Origin of the sequence: Facklamia sp. P12955 (genome assembly GCF_050409565.1) — a bacterium.
GTDB lineage: Bacteria > Bacillota > Bacilli > Lactobacillales > Aerococcaceae > Facklamia.
Map to the genome: position 1 here is coordinate 19,397 of NZ_JBNUPF010000021.1, position 19,280 is coordinate 38,676.

Consider the following 19,280-nt stretch of genomic DNA (forward strand, 5'->3'; position numbering starts at 1 on the left):
ACCAACAATGTATAAATGAAAAAAACGACGGAAGACCGCCATCACCCATTTACTAAAATAGTCTATCATAGAGTCTTCTTTGGAGAAAGATTTATATGATTTTTTACAAGAAATTTAAGCCGAATGTTCGGATTCATAGTTATTTTTGCTCTTAATGTTTAATTTTTTTATAAATGCTATAGATTCATTTGCAATGGAACTGTTTTTTTAGATATAATATTTGAAGAAAGCTATGCAATTGATTATGATCTTAAAATGCTATTAAGTTATAGAATACACAACGATTAAGAGGTGATAAAATTGAAAAAATATTCACAAACCCTTTGGAATACTATGTTAGTGCTCCTATTGCTTCTATCAACCATTCCCTTTAAAACTTTCACTACGGCCTATGCCCAAGAAGCAATAGACCCGAATATTCTTCAATTAAAAAATAATCCTTCTACTTGGCAAATATTTTTGAATAGCAACAATAATATGGAACCAAGTGATCAGCTTATAATGTTTGAAACAGATGCTGAATTTGAACAAGTCCATTCATTTAAACTTATTACCAATCAAGAAGAAACTATTTCCATGCGATTAGTGAATCAGCAATCAGATTTTAATAGGGCTATTAAGAATTTTATGCAATACCGCGAAGAGATGGAGGCCTATCAGCAGGATAAGGTTCATTACGAAGAAAAATACCAAACTTATCTGGAAGCCAAAAAGCAAAATGATCTTGAGTGGCAAGCCTACCAAGAAGCCCTAGAGACTTATCAGCTAGAATATGCAAATTATGAGCAAGAACTAGAAGCATACTGGACACAATATAACCAACTAATTGAGAGTGGTCTTGAAATTCCTTCCGACCTAGTTGAACCACAAGCCCCAAGTCAAGCTGATTTAGTAGAACCTGAAGTTTTTACAATGGAAGAACCATTAGCACCAGAAAATCCTTATAATGAAGAAAAAGAGAAACTTTGGCAAGTCGGATTCAAAGCGAATGCTAATGAAGAAGTTTATCAATTTTGGATACCAAAAGCTTACTTTAAACATACACTGCAAGCAGAGGTAGATCGTTCAGATTCGATGAGTAAAAGTTTTACCGTTAAAGCCGTTACGCTTTTTTCGAATAGGAAGATTACTGCCCAGCAAACTGTTCCTAAAAACGATGACAATAATAAAGAATTAGCGACAAACGAAGAATCAACAACAGTCACGATAGTTGATGATAATGCAACTACTATAAATCAAGAAAATAAAGTATCAAGTCAAGAAGATCAAACAAAAGATAAAAGTACTCAGCTAAATCCTGAGCCGATCTTAAAAGATGAAATTCTTGTTCAAGTCGATCAACCTTTGTTAGCGGAAAATGTAGTCGAAAATTACAGTGATTTATCGAAAGAAGTGCTGTACGAATGGGAGGAAGCCATAGATACTTCGCAAACAGGGGTCTTCCAAACCATTTTATCCATCACTTTTCCTGACGGTGAAACCATTAAATTACCTGTAGAATATGAAGTAATAGCAAGATTTTCTAATATCCAAGCGCGATCAGCAACGGATTCTACCACACCCGTCTCAAAAAAATTTAATATCTTAGCCTTAGACCAGTTTTATAATAAAGTACCAGGTGTTACTATTAAGCTCTATCAATATCGGTATATACCTTGGTCTGTCCCTATTAGCTATGACCTTACACTGGTAGTAGATGAAAATAATTCTGAATCTGTTACAGGGACTAATGGTTTTACTTCTTATTATGACACGCCGCGCAATTCAGCTTATCCATATTTTTATGTGGAAGTTTCTCAAACTCCCTATGGCTATGCGAAACCTTCCATAGAACCTTTGCAACAAAGTCCAGGTGGTAACCCATTTCCAAATGTTAAATACGGTCAATTCTTTGGTGCTTTTCATTTATCCTCGGATGGTGTTATATCTTCCGACTCTGTTTCTACGATTCGTCCTAGGGCTACTAACGGTAATATGGTTTTTTCAAATGCTGCAGTAGTTCGACTGAATTTATTAGTTACAGATGTTAATTTTAAAAAAGTAGATTTATCAACCAACAAGCCGCTAGCTGGAGCTGTTTTTAAGCTTAATAAACAAAATGATTCTTACTTTAGTCAGACTGTTATATCTGATTCACAAGGAAATATTCCATTTAAGGACTTAAGTGTAGGGACTTATGAACTTAAAGAAATTAATGCGCCCGATGGGTACCTTGAAAGTGAGAAGACAATTTTATTTGATATTGTGCAAAATGCTGATAAAACAGCTGTATTTGCCAAAAATTATCGAGAGTCTTATAAGGGTAATGTCACTTCACTAGGTGATAAAGCACCTGTTTTAGAAAACAAACCCAATCGTTTAAGAATTCGCAAAGTTAATAAACAAGGCGATTTACTTGAAGATGCTCAATTTACATTAAAAACACTTAATGGAACAGTAATTCCAAAAGAAACTAGCAATTCGTCAGCAATTTTTGAATACAGTCGCTTATCAGAGGGAAGTTATCTCTTAACTGAAGACAAGGCCCCAATTGGCTACTATTTGCCCCAAAATAACAAATGGACCCTGGTGGTGGATGCAGATGGCAAGATCCGTCTACAAGGCAATACAAGCAATATTAGTGAGATAAATTCTACAGATGATAGCCAAAGCTTTAATCTTATCAATCAAGAACATACACTTGATTTTAAGTTCACAAAAATTGGCTTAAATGAAAGCCGTTTAGCTGGGGCTCAATTTGATTTGAAACAAACACAGCCCTTTGAAGCTGAGATTGCTTCAGTCACAACGGATTCCAGTGGAGAGGTTCAATTTGAGGACTTAGGAGTCGGCTCCTATGAATTAATAGAAACAAAAACACCGCCTGGCTATGTAAAACAAAATTTAAAAACCCTTTTTGATTTGGAATTATTAGCAGATAACAGCGGGTTAATAATTAAAAATATTCAAACAATTAACTTAGACACACAAAAAGAAGTGGAACCCCTTTTAAAACGCAATCCAGTTTCTAATCTTTATGAATATACCAATACTAGAGAATCCTATTCCTTCTTTAAGGTAGATGAAAAAGGCAAGCCTTTATCAGGGGCTCAATTCCGTGTGGTTAATGACGCTAAAACTGAAGAGGTTTTAATAAAGACAAGTGATACAAAAGGGCGAGTGACTCTCAATCGAACAGCCACTCAACCTAATTCAACCTTTACTATTCAAGAGATTCGAGCACCTTTAGGGTATCAAAAGAGTCAAGCAACATGGAAAATTACAACAGATGAATTTGGACAAGTCACTATGGAACCCCCTACTGGATCAGACGAATTTACTGGTTCAAGTGTCGTAGATGGGGCAGAGGATCAGATCAAAATGACTAACAAACTCTTAACCTATACCATTCAATTCACCAAGGTGGGACTTAACGACTTGCCGTTAGAAGGGGCAAAGTTTACTTTAACGCCTGTTATCAAGAATGATCAAGGTGAATATATTGAGGACTCGAATCAGACTGCTCTGATCGCTCAATCAGCTGCAGATGGCACAGTCATTTTTAACGATCTCCCCCTAGGTTTCTATCGTTTACAAGAAATACAAGCTCCACCAGGTTACGTTACCCAAAGCGATGCCTATGATATCATTGAGATAAAATTGGATACGCTAGACAATAAATATATTGCGGATATACTGCCAGAATACAATCAATTGCTCACTGGAGATGACAATCAAGGCTATACCGTTTCAAACCTAGTGGACTCGAACTTTAAAATTGTGAAATACGGCTATAGTGAAAAAGGGGAAGAGTTGGATCCTTTTACGCAACCGGTTATTCCTTTAGCTGGTGTGCAATTTGAACTAAAGGGAATAGAAGGAAAAGATTATCTACAAACAGCCACGACCAATGCGACGGGAACAGCAGGTTTTACCGATGTAGAAACAGGTAAATATGAATTAAGGGAATTGAGTAGTCCCAACACTCATTTAAGGTCAAATAATGTCTATCAAATAGAGATTGTTTCGGATGCAGGAGGAATACGCCCTCACATCACCCGTATAGAAGGTACTGATGAGGAGGACTTCTTAACAAAAGACGACTCTGGCAACTATCGCTTAGATTTTGCCATTAATCGTCAAAACCCCACCAATATCCAACTAAAGAAAGTAGCAGATGATAATGAAGGTCTGTCTATCGAGTCAATGCCCCCTTTAGAAGGTGCAAGCTTTCAAATTTATGAGTACGATAGACAAAAACAAGAACGAGTCGGACAAGCTTTGGCTACTAAAGTAACCGGAGCAGATGGCTTGCTTGCATTCAAGAATTTGCCAGTTGGCAAAACTTATGAAGTTGTAGAAACCCAATCACCTGTTAATTATGAGACAATAAGTGGAGGAGGTATCAGTGCAAAAGTAGAAGTTTCTGACAAGGGAGAATTAACTTGGCTTTCCCAATCTGATGCCCATTGGAATTTCGAAAGCAGTGATGGCATTCCGAGAGTGATCAACCGTTTCCATCCGATCGAAATTGAATTTTGGAAACGGGATGATATTAATAATCAAAATGGAGACTATGGCAATGCTATAGCTGGTGCCGGCTTTACATTGACCCGTATGGAAGGGGACCCAGCAAGTGGATTAAGTTCGAGTCATGAAAGCTGGACAGTTACCAGTGATACCAATGGAAGAGTTAGTTTTAACCAAGAATTATCTAATTATCGTCCCATCAGAACAGAGGAGAATTATGTTTATTTCCATCTGGATGAAAGCTTTGTACCAGATGGCTATCGAAAAATTGTTAAGCCAGTTATCATTCAAGTAGATAGAAGTAACAACGTCTCTATAATGCCGGATGATTTAATTAAGAACGAAAATGCAATCGTCCTAGATGCTAATAAGGGCTATGTTGTGATTAATGAACTTATCAGGACCGATTTTAGTTTCAATAAAATTGACGGTGAGGACCCTACTACAAGAATAACTGGCAGCATCTTTCGCTTAAAATCTAAAGCTGAGGATAATAAAGATCACCGTCTTATTGATCAAGTCGTTAGCCAGAATAATTATAATTCCATCGTCTTTAAAGATTTACCTCTTGGAAAGTACCTATTATATGAAGAAAAGGCACCTGCAGGCTATAAGCTCCTGGGACAACCATTAACTATTGAAATTATTGAAAGTACCGATTCCCAAGGGAATAAAACAGGCCAAGCGGAATTCATATTGGATGAAAAGCAAGTCGATTTTATTAGCAAACGAGATACAAGCTCTGACGGTAATGACAATGAAATTGTTGTAATGAATTACCAATCGCATGACCTTATACTTACTGGAGGAACGGGGGTGCTGATTTATCTAGTTTCCGGCTTCATATTAATGGCTTTAACAAGTTTTTATTATCTTCAATCAAAAAAACACATGAAAAGGAGTAAACACATGAAAAAAAGCAACTTATTAACAGCAGTCCTTGTTTTTATTTTGGGACTCTCGAACATTTTAACTCAGGCCCCTTCAGTATTTGCAACAGAACCTTTCGATGCAAAGGTAACCATTCATAAACTGCAAGCAGATTCATATAATTCTGATTTGCCAAAAGCAAACCAGGACGGGACAATAATTACAGACCTTTCTACTCTCGGTACCAATGTAAAACCCTTATCTGGAGTAAGCTTTACAGCTTATGAAATTGATAAAGATAGCTATGATAAAGCAATTGCTGGTACAAAGCCTACCCAGCCAGCATCTGGAGGCCAACTTCTCGGTGAAACCGATTCAAATGGAACGGTTGAATGGACAGTAAATGTTGATCCTGCTAACCCTAAATACTTTGCTGTTTTTGAAACAAAAAAACCAAATTCCGTAACGGAGTCATTAGCGGTTCCATTTGTAATTGCTTTTCCAATGACTAAATTTGACGGTAGTGAATATCTTAAAGATATTCATATTTATCCTAAAAACGTTACAGGTGCTTTTCCGGTTATCGGTAAGGATATTGCTAAGTTAGGTTTTAACGAAGCCTCATTCAATGTTGGCGAAGCTTTTCAATATATTTTAAAAGGAACCATCCCAACAAATATTGAAAAATATTCAAAATATACCTTTACAGACCAGTTAGATCCGGCCTTAACGATTAAGCATGATGACCTTAAACCGACGATTAAGGTGGGAAATGAAACGTTAATTATAGAAGATCATTTCAATTATTCAGTCAGTGGTCAAACTATAAGTATTGCTTTAACACCAAAGGGTATCGAACAAATCGCTTCTCAAGTTCCTTTAGCAAATCGAAATAAAATCGCTGATAATGAAATCGATGGTATTTCGTCCAATACAAATGAAACACCATTTATTGAAGTTAGTTTTACTGCCTACCTTAACGGCACTCACTCATCTACTGATACACCAATTACAAACAATGCAACAATTACTTACAATAATAGTGTGGTAGAAGAGACTACTAGCGCTTCAAATGATGTTTCGATCAAATACGGAAGTCAAGAATTTCAAAAAGTTGACTCCAATAAGAAAGCTCTTTCAGAAGCTGTTTTTACTGTCTTAGAAGATAATGCTCCGATGAAGTGGAACGAACATCTTATCACCCTTAACAATGCCGAGAGTAATCCAAAATTCCCAGATGCAATGGTTGGTAAGGTTATCCAATTAAAATCTGATGCCGAGGGTAATTTTTCAATTGACGGACTGGCATACTCAGCGCAAGGAAATGAGGGAACTAAACCATCGCAGTATTCAGTTAAAGAAACTAAAGCACCGGAGGGTTATCAGTTGTTAGCCGATGCTGTTAATTTTTCAGTAGAAAAAGATAATCAAAAACTTGAGATTACTAATAATTTACGTCCATCTATCCCAGCAACTGGTGGTATGGGGACTGTCATCTTCATCGTAGCAGGCGCATTACTAATGTTCCTTGCAATTTATGGTCGTCGTAAGGCCAAAGAAGAAGCCTAAACGATTAAGAATTTAAGGTATGGAGATTTTCTCCATCCTTTGTTAAGGGAAATAGGCCTATTTCCCTTAACAAAGGATATTCAAACTAGGAGGTATGATATGAAGTTATTTAAACAACTTACTACATTTCTATTGATGCTTTTTACCTTAATGATCATACCGTTTAATCATATTTCAGCCACATCCAATCGCTTGATCATTCATTCTGTTGATAGTGAAACAATAAGAGAATATAGAGTATGGAAGGTCGATCCCACCTATTCTCAAGCAGATATCGCTTCTTTAAAAGAAAAGAAAGTTAGTGAATTAGATCATCTATTTAAACAATCTTACTCTTCAAAAACGAATGAAAATTCTCTAGCCATTATTGACGGGCTTCCGGATGGTAGCTATTACGGATTAGAAATCAATCAAGCCGGTAAAAAAGAAGAACGTACGGTACCATTTATCATCGATTTGCCTTATCAAAACGCTTTTGAAGTTGATGTTTTCCCTAAGCGCGTTCAAACGGGCTACCTAAAAATCAAAGTGATCGGTGAAGTGACCACTAACCAAATGGATGATTGGAAGAATTTAGCGAATGTTACTTTTTATATTTATGCAGCGAATTCAGACCAGCCAATGTTGTTTAAAGAGGGGCATTTTACAACGGATCCTTCGGGCAAGGCTGAATTGAAGTCGAATTCTCTTGGTGAAATCACTCTCGCTTCATTACCAGAAGGAGACTATGTATTAGTTGAACTAAAAACGGTCGATGGGTATCAGCTTTCAAAAAAAATACATTTCACTATTAAGGCTGGTGAAGTTACTGAAGTTTTAGTAAAAAATTATCTGATTGCTAAAGAGACTTCTCAAGACTCAACCACAGAGCCTACAGATGAAAGCTCATTTGAAGAAGGGCTTGAAAAGGGCGGACAACATTTCCGAAAGGTCAACCATAAAAAGCCGGCGCAAGGCTTGATGGGTGCACGCTTTGAAGTAGTCACTTGGAATAGTAAAAAACGCCTCTTCGAACCAGTCTCTTCGAAAGAAGGGTCTTTCTACATTGTAGAATCTGATTCACGAGGATATTTTGAAGTCAATAATCTGCCCTTAGGAAAATACTATCTTATCGAAATCGAAGCCCCCATTGTACAAGGTCTAAAATACCAACCCTTTGAACAAGCCATTCCCTTTGAAATAACCAGTCAGAGTTATTGGAACTATACTGTAATGGAGATCGTCAACCATCCAGTTGAAGCATCAAAGCAAGAGCAAGATATTCCTATTAACCGACCTTCTAAACCAAGTGATATTGGCTTTTTACCAACGACAGGAGAATGTAAAACTAATTATTTCTACCTTGCTTTTCTTTTTATAACCATCGGTTTATTCATTCTTTTTTATAAGTCGACAACTGGTACAGAAAGGATTTCATGTAAACTTTATGAAGAAGAAAAAAATTAAACTCTTTTTTTATAATCTACTTTTTATAATGGGAGGGATAGCTTTGTGCTATCCTTTTATTTCACGTTACCTCTATGACCAAGCCTCACGCGTGGAAGTGAATAGCTATAAGGAGGCTGTGCAACAACTGTCTATACAAGAAGTGGACCGACGTGTTTTTCTTGCCCAAGCCTACAACGACCAATTAAGTCAGAAAAAAGAGGGCGTTTCAAAGCTTTCGGATCCTTTTTCAGAAAAAGATCATCAAGAAGGACGTGCAGCCTATGCGCATATGTTGGAGATTAATGAACAAATTGGTGTCATTGATATTCCTAAAATAAATGAATACTTACCAGTTTTTGCTGGAACCAGTGAAGAAGTGCTGCAAAAAGGAATCGGACATTTAGAAGGGACAAGTCTGCCGGTAGGTGGACTTCACACCCATGCAGTTATTACAGGGCATCGAGGGTTGCCGAATGCACGTTTATTTTCGCATTTAGACAAGTTAAAAATAGATGATGTCTTTTATTTTAACAACTTAAATGAAACTTTAGCCTATCAAGTCGATCGAATCGATGTCATCTTACCTCATGAAATAGGATATCTTGATATTGTTCCAGAGCATGATTATATGACATTAATTACTTGTACCCCCTATATGATCAATAGTCACCGCCTACTGGTTAGAGGACACCGTATTCCTTATGTAGAGGATGAATTTGAAAAAGACCGCAAGACCTCTATGAACTTCTTTATCAAGTACCGCTGGCTTTTATTACTCCTGTTACTTTTACTACTACTTACTATTCTTTTTTGGCTGTATAATCGAAAAAAGACTGACAATGGAAAGTAGGTGGCTACAATCAATAGAAGAAATATCAAAGCTGTTTTAAACATTTTTATTTTCCTTTTGGGTTTGACCTTGGTCGCCTATCCTTTTGTAGCGCGTTATATTCATAACCAAGCGGCAAGAACGCAAGTAGAAGAATTTAGGGACCAATCTATCAAAATATCACAAACTGAATTAGACCGTCGGATTGAATTAGCCCATGCTTATAATTCGACCATCCTTCCTAGTATGAATGGCGTGGTGGATCCTTTTACCAAAAAACAAAAGGAAGGAATTAAAGAATATGCTCGCATGCTCGAAATCAATGAACAGATAGGCTTTATCGATATTCCTAAGATTGATCTCTCATTACCTATCCATGCAGGAGCGACTGAAGAAGTCTTACAAAAAGCAGCCGCTCACCTCCAAGGAACCAGCTTACCTGTTGGTGGTAAAGGAACAAATAGCGTCATTACAGCTCATAGAGGCTTACCTAGCGCCAAATTATTTTCTGATTTAAACAAAATGGAAGTTGGCGACTTATTTTTCCTCCATAACTTGCGCGATGATTTAGCTTATCAAGTGATTGAAATCAAAGTGATTGAACCTAATGATTTTGAATCCCTCAAAATTGAAGAAGCAGAAGATCGAGTAACTTTATTAACCTGCACACCCTATATGATTAATAGTCATCGCTTATTGGTTATTGGTAAACGTATTCCATATCCGAAAGAAAGCGTTCAAGAGACAATAACAAGAAGACAGCCATCTCCATGGAAGTTATGGCTTACGATTGCGTTAAGCTTATTTATTTTCTTGTCTATTATAGTTTTATTCATCAAAAGAAAAAAAGCTAATCGTAGCTTTTCTAGGGTAAAATGAGTCTATTGATAAGTTGCTGGTCAAAATAAACAATGAGTAATTTGTGTTTGAAATTCCTGTTTTTTTTCACTACTATAGGAATAGCAAAATTAAAAAAGCTAAACCACGATATAACTAACTTTTGTGCACAGAAGGGTGGAAAGTCATGCTTGTCTATAACCAGTGGAAAAAAGATCTCATTTCAATCAATCCTGCTGAATTATTCTTCTATAGCTACTTGGGCCTCATCTTAATTGGGAGCCTCTGTTTAAAATTACCTTTTGCAACTAATGAGGGTGTGCAGACCTCATTGATTGATAGTATCTTTACAGCCGCTTCTGCAGTTTGCGTCACGGGTCTAGCGACTTTAACCACCGCAAGTCATTGGTCGCCATTTGGTAAAACGGTCATTTTAATTCTCATACAAATAGGCGGTATTGGAATCATGACCGGTGTGGGAACCATTGGTATGTTAATGGGGAGACGGCTGTCTTTTTCTAATCGTAAGTTCTTAGCAGAAGAAAAAAACACCACTACTTTTAGTGAGGTAGCAGACCTTGTGCGGTATGTCGCTTATTCTACTTTAATTATTGAAGCCATTGGTGCTGTTTTATTAAGCTTTCAATTTATACCTGAATATGGGGTCATTAAAGGCGTCATCAATAGTATCTTTCACTCTGTTTCTGCTTTTTGTAATGCCGGCTTTGATATTATCGGTGACCAAAGTTTTATGGGCTATGTCGATAATAATTGGATAAATATCGTACTAATGTTCTTAATTATAGTAGGGGGACTCGGTTTTTCAGTTAGCAGAAATTTAATCCACCATTACTTAAATGGAAAGCCTCTTCGCTTGCATACAAAACTTGTTATAGTGACAACAAGTCTTTTAATTATCTTACCTGCCTTATTCTTTTTAGTTGTTGAATGGCAAAATCCTAGTACGTTAGGACCCTTAAATCTTGTGGATAAATTGACTGCGGCTTTTTTTCAATCGGTAACGACAAGAACGGCTGGTTTTGCGACGATCGAACAAGGAGGCTTACGCACCCCGAGCTACTTGGTGACGAATCTACTGATGTTTATTGGGGGGGCACCCGGAGGAACAGCCGGTGGCTTAAAAGTTACAACCTTTGCCTTATTAATTCTTTATACTCTGTCGTATTTGCGCGAAAGTCAAGATACCGTTGTCTTTAGACGTCGGATTCCTAGGAAGAATATATTGAAATCACTGGCCATTTTCTTTCTTTCTTTTTCTTGGGTGGGTATCGCTTTAATCTTGCTTACCCTCTTTGAACCTAATAAGTCACTGGTTAATCTTTATTATGAGATTATCTCTGCTTATGGTACAGTGGGATTAAGCCAAGGAATTACAGCCAGTTTAAGTGTGATGAGTAAAATAGTGATAATCTTTACCATGATTTTTGGTAAAATTGGACCCATGGCGATGGTGTTTGTCTTCTTCAAATCCAAAGCCTCGAACAATTATCGCGAAGCACAAGAAAGTATCTTAGTGGGGTGATTATGTGAAGGAATATCTAGTGATTGGCGCCGGAAGATTTGGGCGTAGTTTAGCGGAGAATTTAATGAAATTAGGACATGAAGTGATTATTATTGATCATAATGAAGAAAGCATCAACCGAATCGCTCCTTATGTAACCCATGCAATTTGCGCAGATATCAAAAACATTGAGGTTTTTCATGAGTTAGGGCTAGCGAATATCCAAACAGCCATTATTGCAATTGGATCGGATTTAGAAGCGTCTATATTATCTACCATCACTTTAAAAGAAATCGGTGTAAAAACAATCATCGGCAAAGCTTCTACCGATTATTATGCCAAAGTTCTTAAAAAGGTTGGCATTGATAAAGTGATTATTCCAGAAAAAGAAAGTGGCCGTAAATTAGCTTATAGTTTATCCTCTAAGAATCTTGTTGATTATTTTAATATTATTGATGACTATTCCATCTTCGAAGTAACCACCCCTTCATTATGGGTGGATAAAAGTCTAATCGATTTAGACGTGAGAGCTAAACATGGCTTTAATATAGTTGGAATTATTCGAGATTCGGGTGATTTTCTTGGAAATCCTGAACCTCATTCGGTCATCCATAAAGGGGATATGTTGGTAATACTGGGAACCTCAAAAGACTTTATGACGGTTGAGAAGCTGATTAATGAGCAATAATTGATCCATTGAATAAAGTATCAAATCCTGAAACAATCTACATTTTAGATTGTTTCTTTTTTATTTTAAATGGGAGGGTTTGAGAATGAACATATTACGCATTTTAATATAAGCAATTTGTATCAAACTGTTTCGAGATAAAATATTGATTTTTTTTCTAATCGTGTTATAATTATTTTATCATAATAGATCGAGGTGGTATTTATGAGAAAAATGTCAATCATTTTTTCAAGTGCATTATTGCTAGCTAGTGTTGGAACTCCTCTGATGCAACAATCAATATACGCACAAGAAGCGTCAAATACTTCGCAAGCTTATAGTGCAAATGTACAAGATTTAGCAATAGAAATAGTAAATCAAAAAGACAAATTAGAAGCATTAGAACAAACGGTCTTAGGGACTCCTTATGAAGATCTCCTAAATAAAAGTTTTGATATTTTAGAAACAGTCATCTCAGACGCTACTGCAATAGCAAAAGGCGAGGGTATAAATCCTGAAACAATTTATGCTTTAAATTCAATAGGGCCACGTCTAACTGCTATTACAGAAGTAATTGAGGCAATTGATTATTCCGTTAATCATTTGAATAATAAAATAATCGATGCCCACCATATGATGGGATTAAAAATTACACATCTTACATACACTCTGTTGAATCCGCTTTCTTCGAACAATAGCATTGAGAAATTAATTGCTGAATTGAGAGAAACCAAGAGTGAGGCAGCTGCTCTACCAGATCTCAGTGAAAAAGATACAGCAACTATTTACTCAAAAGCTAAATTAGATAAAGCCATTTGGAATACGCGTTTTATTCGGGATGAAAAAATATTAGGTAAGATGGGTGCCAATGTCTATCATTCTTTAAATCGCGCAATCACAAAAGCAGTAGGAATTCAACTTGATCCAAAATCAACCGTTGGAGAAATCGACCAAGCGGTGGCTGAAATTGAAAGTCAACTTAATCAAGCCTTACAAGGTAAAGTTGTAGAAGTCACTAAACGTGATCGTGTAGCTGATCACAAGGAAGATCTGCTCGTAATTAAAGATAAAGAAGAGCAAATTAAGCATCTGAAAGAAGTTTTAGCGGGTACAAATTATGAAAATATCCTTGAAAGAGCTTCAAAATTGGTTGAAAACATCAAGAAAGAAGCCACTCTCGAAGCAAGCATAGCGGGCAAAGTTCCATTAAAGGTTGATACAATTGGAAGTCGGATTGAAGCATTAGTAACGATCATTGATGGAATTGTATACGCAACGACTGAAGCTACTAATAAAGTCAGCCATGCCCATAAAGACATGGGATATACAATCACTAAAGCTTTAATCACTTTAGCAGACCCATTTTCTTCACAAGCTTCAATCGATCATCAAGTACAACAAATCTTAGATCTAAAAGAGGCCATCAATGATTATCCAGATTTAACTGAAGAGGACATTGCAACAATCTATGTAAAAGCTAAATTAGATAACGCCATTTGGAATACACGTTTTATCAGAGATAAAAACATATTAGGTAAACTTCCTTTTGAACAGTATAATGATCTTAATAAAACAATTACTAAAGCCGTAGGTGTGCAGTTGGATCCAAAATCGACTGTCAAGGATATTAATTTATCCGTTCAACAATTACAAGAAAAACTTCAATCAATTTTAGGTTACGAAGTGGGATCAATCGTATCAAAAGACTTGACACTTCCAGACATTGTAAAAGATCATGAGGTTGCTTCAGATCTAAAAGAATTAAAAATTGAAGAAGATAAACTGGTAAAAATTTCTGAAAGAGTTCTTTCTAAAAAATATGAAAAATCATTAGAACAAGCCTTTAAGTTAATCGATAAACTCGGTGGCGAGTTAAATGGGATAAAACAATCAGATACTATATTTAACCTAAACTCAATTGGTAGCCGGATGAATGCTTTAAAAAACATTATTGAGTCCATTGATTATGCAACAAGTGAACTCAAAAATAAAGATTTATCTATACATAAAGATTATGGATTTGCAATTACAAGAACACTAGTTACTTTATCAGATCCATTTGCTTCAAAAGAAAAAATTGAAAAAAGAATGGCTGAATTGCAAGCTTTAGAAACAAAAGCAGCCCATACACCCGATCTTCATTTAGATTCTCGTGCTAATATTTATGTTCAATCAATCCTAGATGAAGTGATTTGGAACACAAGATTTAGACGGGATAAAGAAGTTCTCGGTAAACAACCTTATGAAGTATATTCTAAAATCAATCGAACACTTACAAAAGCAGTTGGGGTTCAATTAAATCCAAATTCTACTTTAAGAGATGTCTATTCAATGATTCATGAATTAGAATTATTGTTTGATGATAAGATAACAGAAACCGAAGAAGTGATTGCAACAGAAGTCACTGAAGAAGAAGCTACCATCGAAGCTCTTAATGATGAAGTTGCTGTGGATGAAGCAATTGAAATTGATGAAGAAAGTATTAGTGAAGATCAGAGTGAAGAAGCTTCCGTAGAAGAAGTGATTGTCGGCGATACTTTTGAAGAGCTTTCTACAGATGAAGCGATCGAAGAAGAAATAACATCAGTTGAACAAATTGAAGAAACAACGGTTGAGAAATCAGCAGATGACGCTGAAACTGAAGAAACTCAACTTGATGCTGAGCAAACAGTTCTTCAAGACGAAACTATAAGTGACCTCTCAATAGAAGAGTCAGCCGTTGAATCAGATCTTTAATCATAGCTTGGTCCGTCTCGTTAGAAGCCTAATAGAATGATTCTATTAGGCTTTTTAGTTTGAAATACAATTTATTTATATGGGTTTACATAATATACATTATCTTATTTTTACAACGGTGACAATTCACATAGCCTCTAACCAGTAAAAAGATGAAAAGCAAACTTAGCATAACTCCAAAAGTAAATGGTAATGGAATCCTATCAATAGTACGGGGGCTTTGATTAATAGATATCAGCGCCAAAATAGATGAGACGCTCTTTACTGACTAGGGTTAATTCGGGAGGATAAAAATTAAAGGTTGGCAAGAAACGATTTAATTCCTTGTAATCATTCGCTAAAGGGATTAGAGGGAATAAATAAACACGACTCAGCCCTCTTTCTGTTTTTTATTGACCACCTATCAGAATAATTTCAATCGATCCCCGATTCAAGAATGCTCGAAATAATTGTTTATGAAGCGGATTCCTTGAATTTTATTCAGGAGAATTTTTTGTACTTTCCTTTTCAAACAGACCATATTGAATCGTGAGTGTTTCATTGCACAATGAAGTTTCAAAGTGGTAAAATTTTACTAAATTTTTTATCAGTGATAGAATTGTTATCAAAACAATACCCAAAGGCATCAAAATTAACAAAGAACCACTCTCTACGATCTAAAGAATTCGATTAAGCCATTCCATAACCATTTGATCAGGTAGCCACTAATAAATATATGTTAAAATACCAATAAAGGGGAAAATGGCTTTGATATCTGTTATGGCGTATAAAAAATATCTTTAAAGGAAAGATGAAAGCGAACAGTACTGTCGTCATTTTTTTCAGTTGTTTGAGTACGTAGATCCTTTTGCCCTATAAGGGATTGAAAGGATTCAATTTGTCTAAAGGTAGAAAGGTTGACTGCAGTTAAAGAAACTTCGGATTCGTCAGGTTCACTTCCTGCCGTTTCTATCAAAAACACTGTAGTATTTGATAAGACTCCCAAGGATACTAAGAGAAAATATAGTTAAAAGAGCGAAACTTTTAAACGGTATAGAATCGTTCCCTATCAGCAAAAGGATTATTAAATACATCCTATGTTTAACCGCTCTTATAAAATAAACCAATATAGCCATCGAATGGAAATGTAATTTATCTGTTTTCACTGTTTGTATCCATCTCAGACTTCATTGAAATTTCTTTTTGAATGTTCGTACCATCTTCAATTGATAACCCTGCAATACTGTGACTCGTTGCAGCTGTATGTATGATGACTTTCATCAATTGTGCTTGTCTAAGAAAAGGTCCCTGCTCAGTCTCTATATGTTGTATTCTAGAAAAAGGAACATACGTAATTGAGCGAAAAAAATACCCCTTTTGGAAAATTAATTCATCTTCATTCATTTCAAAACGAAAATAGTGATAGCCATAGTTGACAAGAAATAAATCCAGGATAAACAAAATGAAAACAAGGGCTAGGTACCCACCAATTAGTGCCTGCCAGATCAGTGAGAGTTGATCAATAGTTTTTAGCAAAGCTGCAACAATCAGTCCACTCCCAAAAGTAATTAAAAAAAGTTAGCACAAAAATTTTTTCCAAACTTTTTTGATCGATACGGGTAATTTGTTTGCTAATAAAGGATATTCCGTCTTCTCCCCTCCTAAAAAATTATGTTCTCTTAATCAATTTAACGAATCTCTTAATAAATTCCAAGCCTCGAAGCTGACAGTTTTCTTAGTAAATAGTTTCTCCCGATATGGAAAATGTTTAAGGAAAGAAATAATGAAAAAATTCTATTGGAATCTAGTGTGATTTTTAAAAAAGTTTAGCAGTGGATGGTATTATTTATTAAGCAAAAGTCATTATTAATAGCCTACTTTGAACTTTTTCTGAGTATCTGTCTTCTTTAAAGTACCTTCGCAATTCCTTGTCTTCAATAAATTTTTACTACCAACTAGTTTGACATTAAAATCCCCTTTGTTTCCCTCATATTTCAAGGTCATTTCTTTTTTGATAGAACTATTATTCTTTGGTATAATGCATGCCTTATTAATTCAACCAATTGTTTTTTTAAAATAAATATGTTAATCTTATAATATATATCTTTTTGGAAAGGAAGTTTAATCGTGAAAAAGAAATCGTATTTATTTTAACGCTTGCATCTTTAAGTTCAATCCTAATGATGGATAATGTTTATGGACAAGATGTAACGCCTAGTGATGAACAATTGATAGTTTTTAGCACATCTATATCTGATGATCAATCCTCTGAAAGGACAACGACGATAGAAGCTATTCAATCTTCAGCTGAAAACCAAGACTCAGAACCTAGTACTGAAACTAGTACTATAGTTGATCCCTCTAACCTAGCTCAATCAAATACTGGAACAAGTCAATCGTTCCTAAATGATACCAATCAATTTATCGATGAAAATAGTAGAAACAAACAAACTTATAGAAATAATGATGGGGTTGTTGAAGGAAGAACCCAAAATCTTTATCTAGAAAGAAATATTCAATACGGTAGGTTGGAAAGACCCCTTCAATTTAGATTTACTGATGACTTTACTGGTGTTAAATCTATAAAAATTATAAATCCTGAAATATTAGGAGAATTTGGGTTTACTATGCCTGAAGGGACTAGTAAACTTTTAGAACCTATAGATAAAATAGGTAATTTGGATTTATACCCAAAACAAGCTTCCCTACCCTTCACTTTTAAATCACCTAAATTAGGGACAGCTTCAGTTATATTTCATGTTTCTGATGGTGCGGGTAACATTGCAAGACATACATATAACTTTATATTTTCGGAACCAGAATCAATTCCATTCGATATTATTCGCCGCCCGAATCTAGATCTTGCGCCGGGTGAAGAAAAAACTGTGATTGAAGGTGTTGAGGGAATTAAGGATAAAAATGGAAATGTTATTAAAAATCCTGCTGATGAAGTCATCGAATACGGACCGGCTGAACTTACATTTGATATCATTCGTCGCCCGAACATAGACCTTGCGCCGGGTGAAGAAGTTGTTGTTACTGAAGGGGTTGTTGGTCGTGTGGATGAAGATGGGAATGTCTTAGTTGAAAAAGTTGATCAAATGATTGAATACGGGCCAGCTGAACTTCCATTTGATACGATTCGCCGTCCGAACTTAGAACTTGCTCCAGGTGATGAAGAAGTTGTTACTGAAGGCATTGTCGGTCGTGTGGATGAAGACGGGAATGTCTTAGTTGAAAAAGTTAATCAAGTGATTGAATACGGGCCAGCTGAACTTACATTTGATATCATTCGTCGCCCGAACATAGAACTTGCTCCAGGTGATGAAGAAGTTGTTACTGAAGGCATTGTCGGTCGTGTGGATGAAGACGGGAATGTCTTAGTTGAAAAAGTTGATCAAGTAGTTGAATATGGACCAGCTGAACTTCCATTTGATACGATTCGCCATCCGAACTTAGATCTTACTCCGGGTAATGAAGAAGTTGCTACTGAAGGCGTTGTTGGTCGTGTAGATAAAGACGGGAATATATTAGTTGAAAAAGTTGATCAAGTGGTTGAATACGGACCTGTAGCTGTGGACTTTAAAGTAATTCGCCGCCCGAATCTAGATCTTGCTCCAGGTGATGAAGAAGTTGTTACTGAAGGCATTGTCGGTCGTGTGGATGAAGACGGGAATGTCTTAGTTAAAAAAATTGATCAAGTAGTTGAATATGGACCAGCTGAACTTCCATTTGATACGATTCGCCGTCCAAACCTAGACCTTGCATCAGGTGAAGAATTTGTTGTTACCGAAGGGATTGTCGGCCGTGTGGATGAAGATGGAAATGTCTTAGTTGAAAAAGTCGACAAAGTCATTGAATACGGACCTGAACAAACACTTTCAGATCCAAATAGTCCAAGTGATCCAGCAGAACCCTCTCAACCAGAAGATCCTAGCGAACCATCACAACCAAGTAATTCTAGTAAAGAGGAATCTAAAGCCAAATTACCATTAACTGGTGAACAAAATTATCAAATCGAAGCTATCTCTTCTTTATTAATGGTAGTCGGATTATTAATTCTTCCTATTCTAAAAAGAATTAAACGCTTTAACGATTAATCATTAATTAAAATTATTATCCAATCAAAAGAGCACATAATTTATGTGCTCTCAGACTGAAGACAAACCTTTCTTTGAGGATGACTCATACAGGATTTGTCTTTGTTTCTGCCCAGATTTCCTTAATAAATAAAGGCTCTATAATAAATAGGGTTGATGGGAGAAAGATTCTTCCTTCAATCCTATTTTTTGCTACACAAAAACACAGAAGTCCGATCTATTAAAAGTGGTAAC

Annotated in this window: 9 protein-coding genes; 8 read left to right on the forward strand and 1 reads right to left on the reverse strand. The window is 36.0% G+C overall.

Going from position 1 to position 19,280, the window contains the following annotated elements:
- Positions 1–300 precede the first annotated feature (300 nt).
- The 7 genes from ACQV2G_RS06865 to ACQV2G_RS06895 all read left to right on the forward strand — a co-directional run bounded on the left by ACQV2G_RS06865 (position 301) and on the right by ACQV2G_RS06895 (position 14,967).
- Positions 301–6,948 (forward strand): SpaH/EbpB family LPXTG-anchored major pilin, encoded by a 6,648-nt coding sequence (locus ACQV2G_RS06865; RefSeq protein WP_428876433.1) that lies wholly within the window; start codon positions 301–303, stop codon positions 6,946–6,948.
- 99 nt (positions 6,949–7,047) lie between these two features.
- Entirely contained in the window at positions 7,048–8,394 is a 1,347-nt protein-coding gene (locus tag ACQV2G_RS06870) for an MSCRAMM family protein (RefSeq protein WP_428876434.1), read from the forward strand.
- On the forward strand, positions 8,375–9,226 hold the full coding sequence (locus ACQV2G_RS06875; RefSeq protein ID WP_428875257.1) for a class C sortase: 852 nt from the start codon (positions 8,375–8,377) through the stop codon (positions 9,224–9,226). Before ACQV2G_RS06870 ends, ACQV2G_RS06875 begins: the two co-directional genes overlap by 20 nt.
- Positions 9,227–10,084, forward strand: coding sequence for a class C sortase (locus tag ACQV2G_RS06880; protein WP_428875258.1), 858 nt, complete (start codon positions 9,227–9,229; stop codon positions 10,082–10,084).
- Positions 10,085–10,229: 145 nt separating this feature from the next.
- The gene (locus ACQV2G_RS06885; RefSeq protein ID WP_428873354.1) at positions 10,230–11,585 is read left to right on the forward strand and encodes a TrkH family potassium uptake protein; all 1,356 of its coding nucleotides are present in this window, start codon (positions 10,230–10,232) and stop codon (positions 11,583–11,585) included.
- Between the two features lie 4 nt (positions 11,586–11,589).
- Positions 11,590–12,252: a potassium channel family protein gene (locus ACQV2G_RS06890; protein ID WP_428873353.1), complete on the forward strand. Its 663-nt coding sequence runs from the start codon at positions 11,590–11,592 to the stop codon at positions 12,250–12,252.
- 204 nt (positions 12,253–12,456) lie between these two features.
- Entirely contained in the window at positions 12,457–14,967 is a 2,511-nt protein-coding gene (locus ACQV2G_RS06895; protein ID WP_428876435.1) for a CAMP factor family pore-forming toxin, read from the forward strand.
- Positions 14,968–16,098: 1,131 nt separating this feature from the next.
- Here ACQV2G_RS06895 and ACQV2G_RS06900 read toward each other — a convergent pair.
- Positions 16,099–16,482 (reverse strand): PH domain-containing protein, encoded by a 384-nt coding sequence (locus ACQV2G_RS06900; protein WP_428876436.1) that lies wholly within the window; start codon positions 16,480–16,482, stop codon positions 16,099–16,101.
- Positions 16,483–17,054: 572 nt separating this feature from the next.
- Between ACQV2G_RS06900 and ACQV2G_RS06905 the strand changes: the two genes are divergently transcribed.
- Positions 17,055–19,046 (forward strand): hypothetical protein, encoded by a 1,992-nt coding sequence (locus ACQV2G_RS06905; RefSeq protein WP_428876437.1) that lies wholly within the window; start codon positions 17,055–17,057, stop codon positions 19,044–19,046.
- Positions 19,047–19,280: the final 234 nt, after the last annotated feature.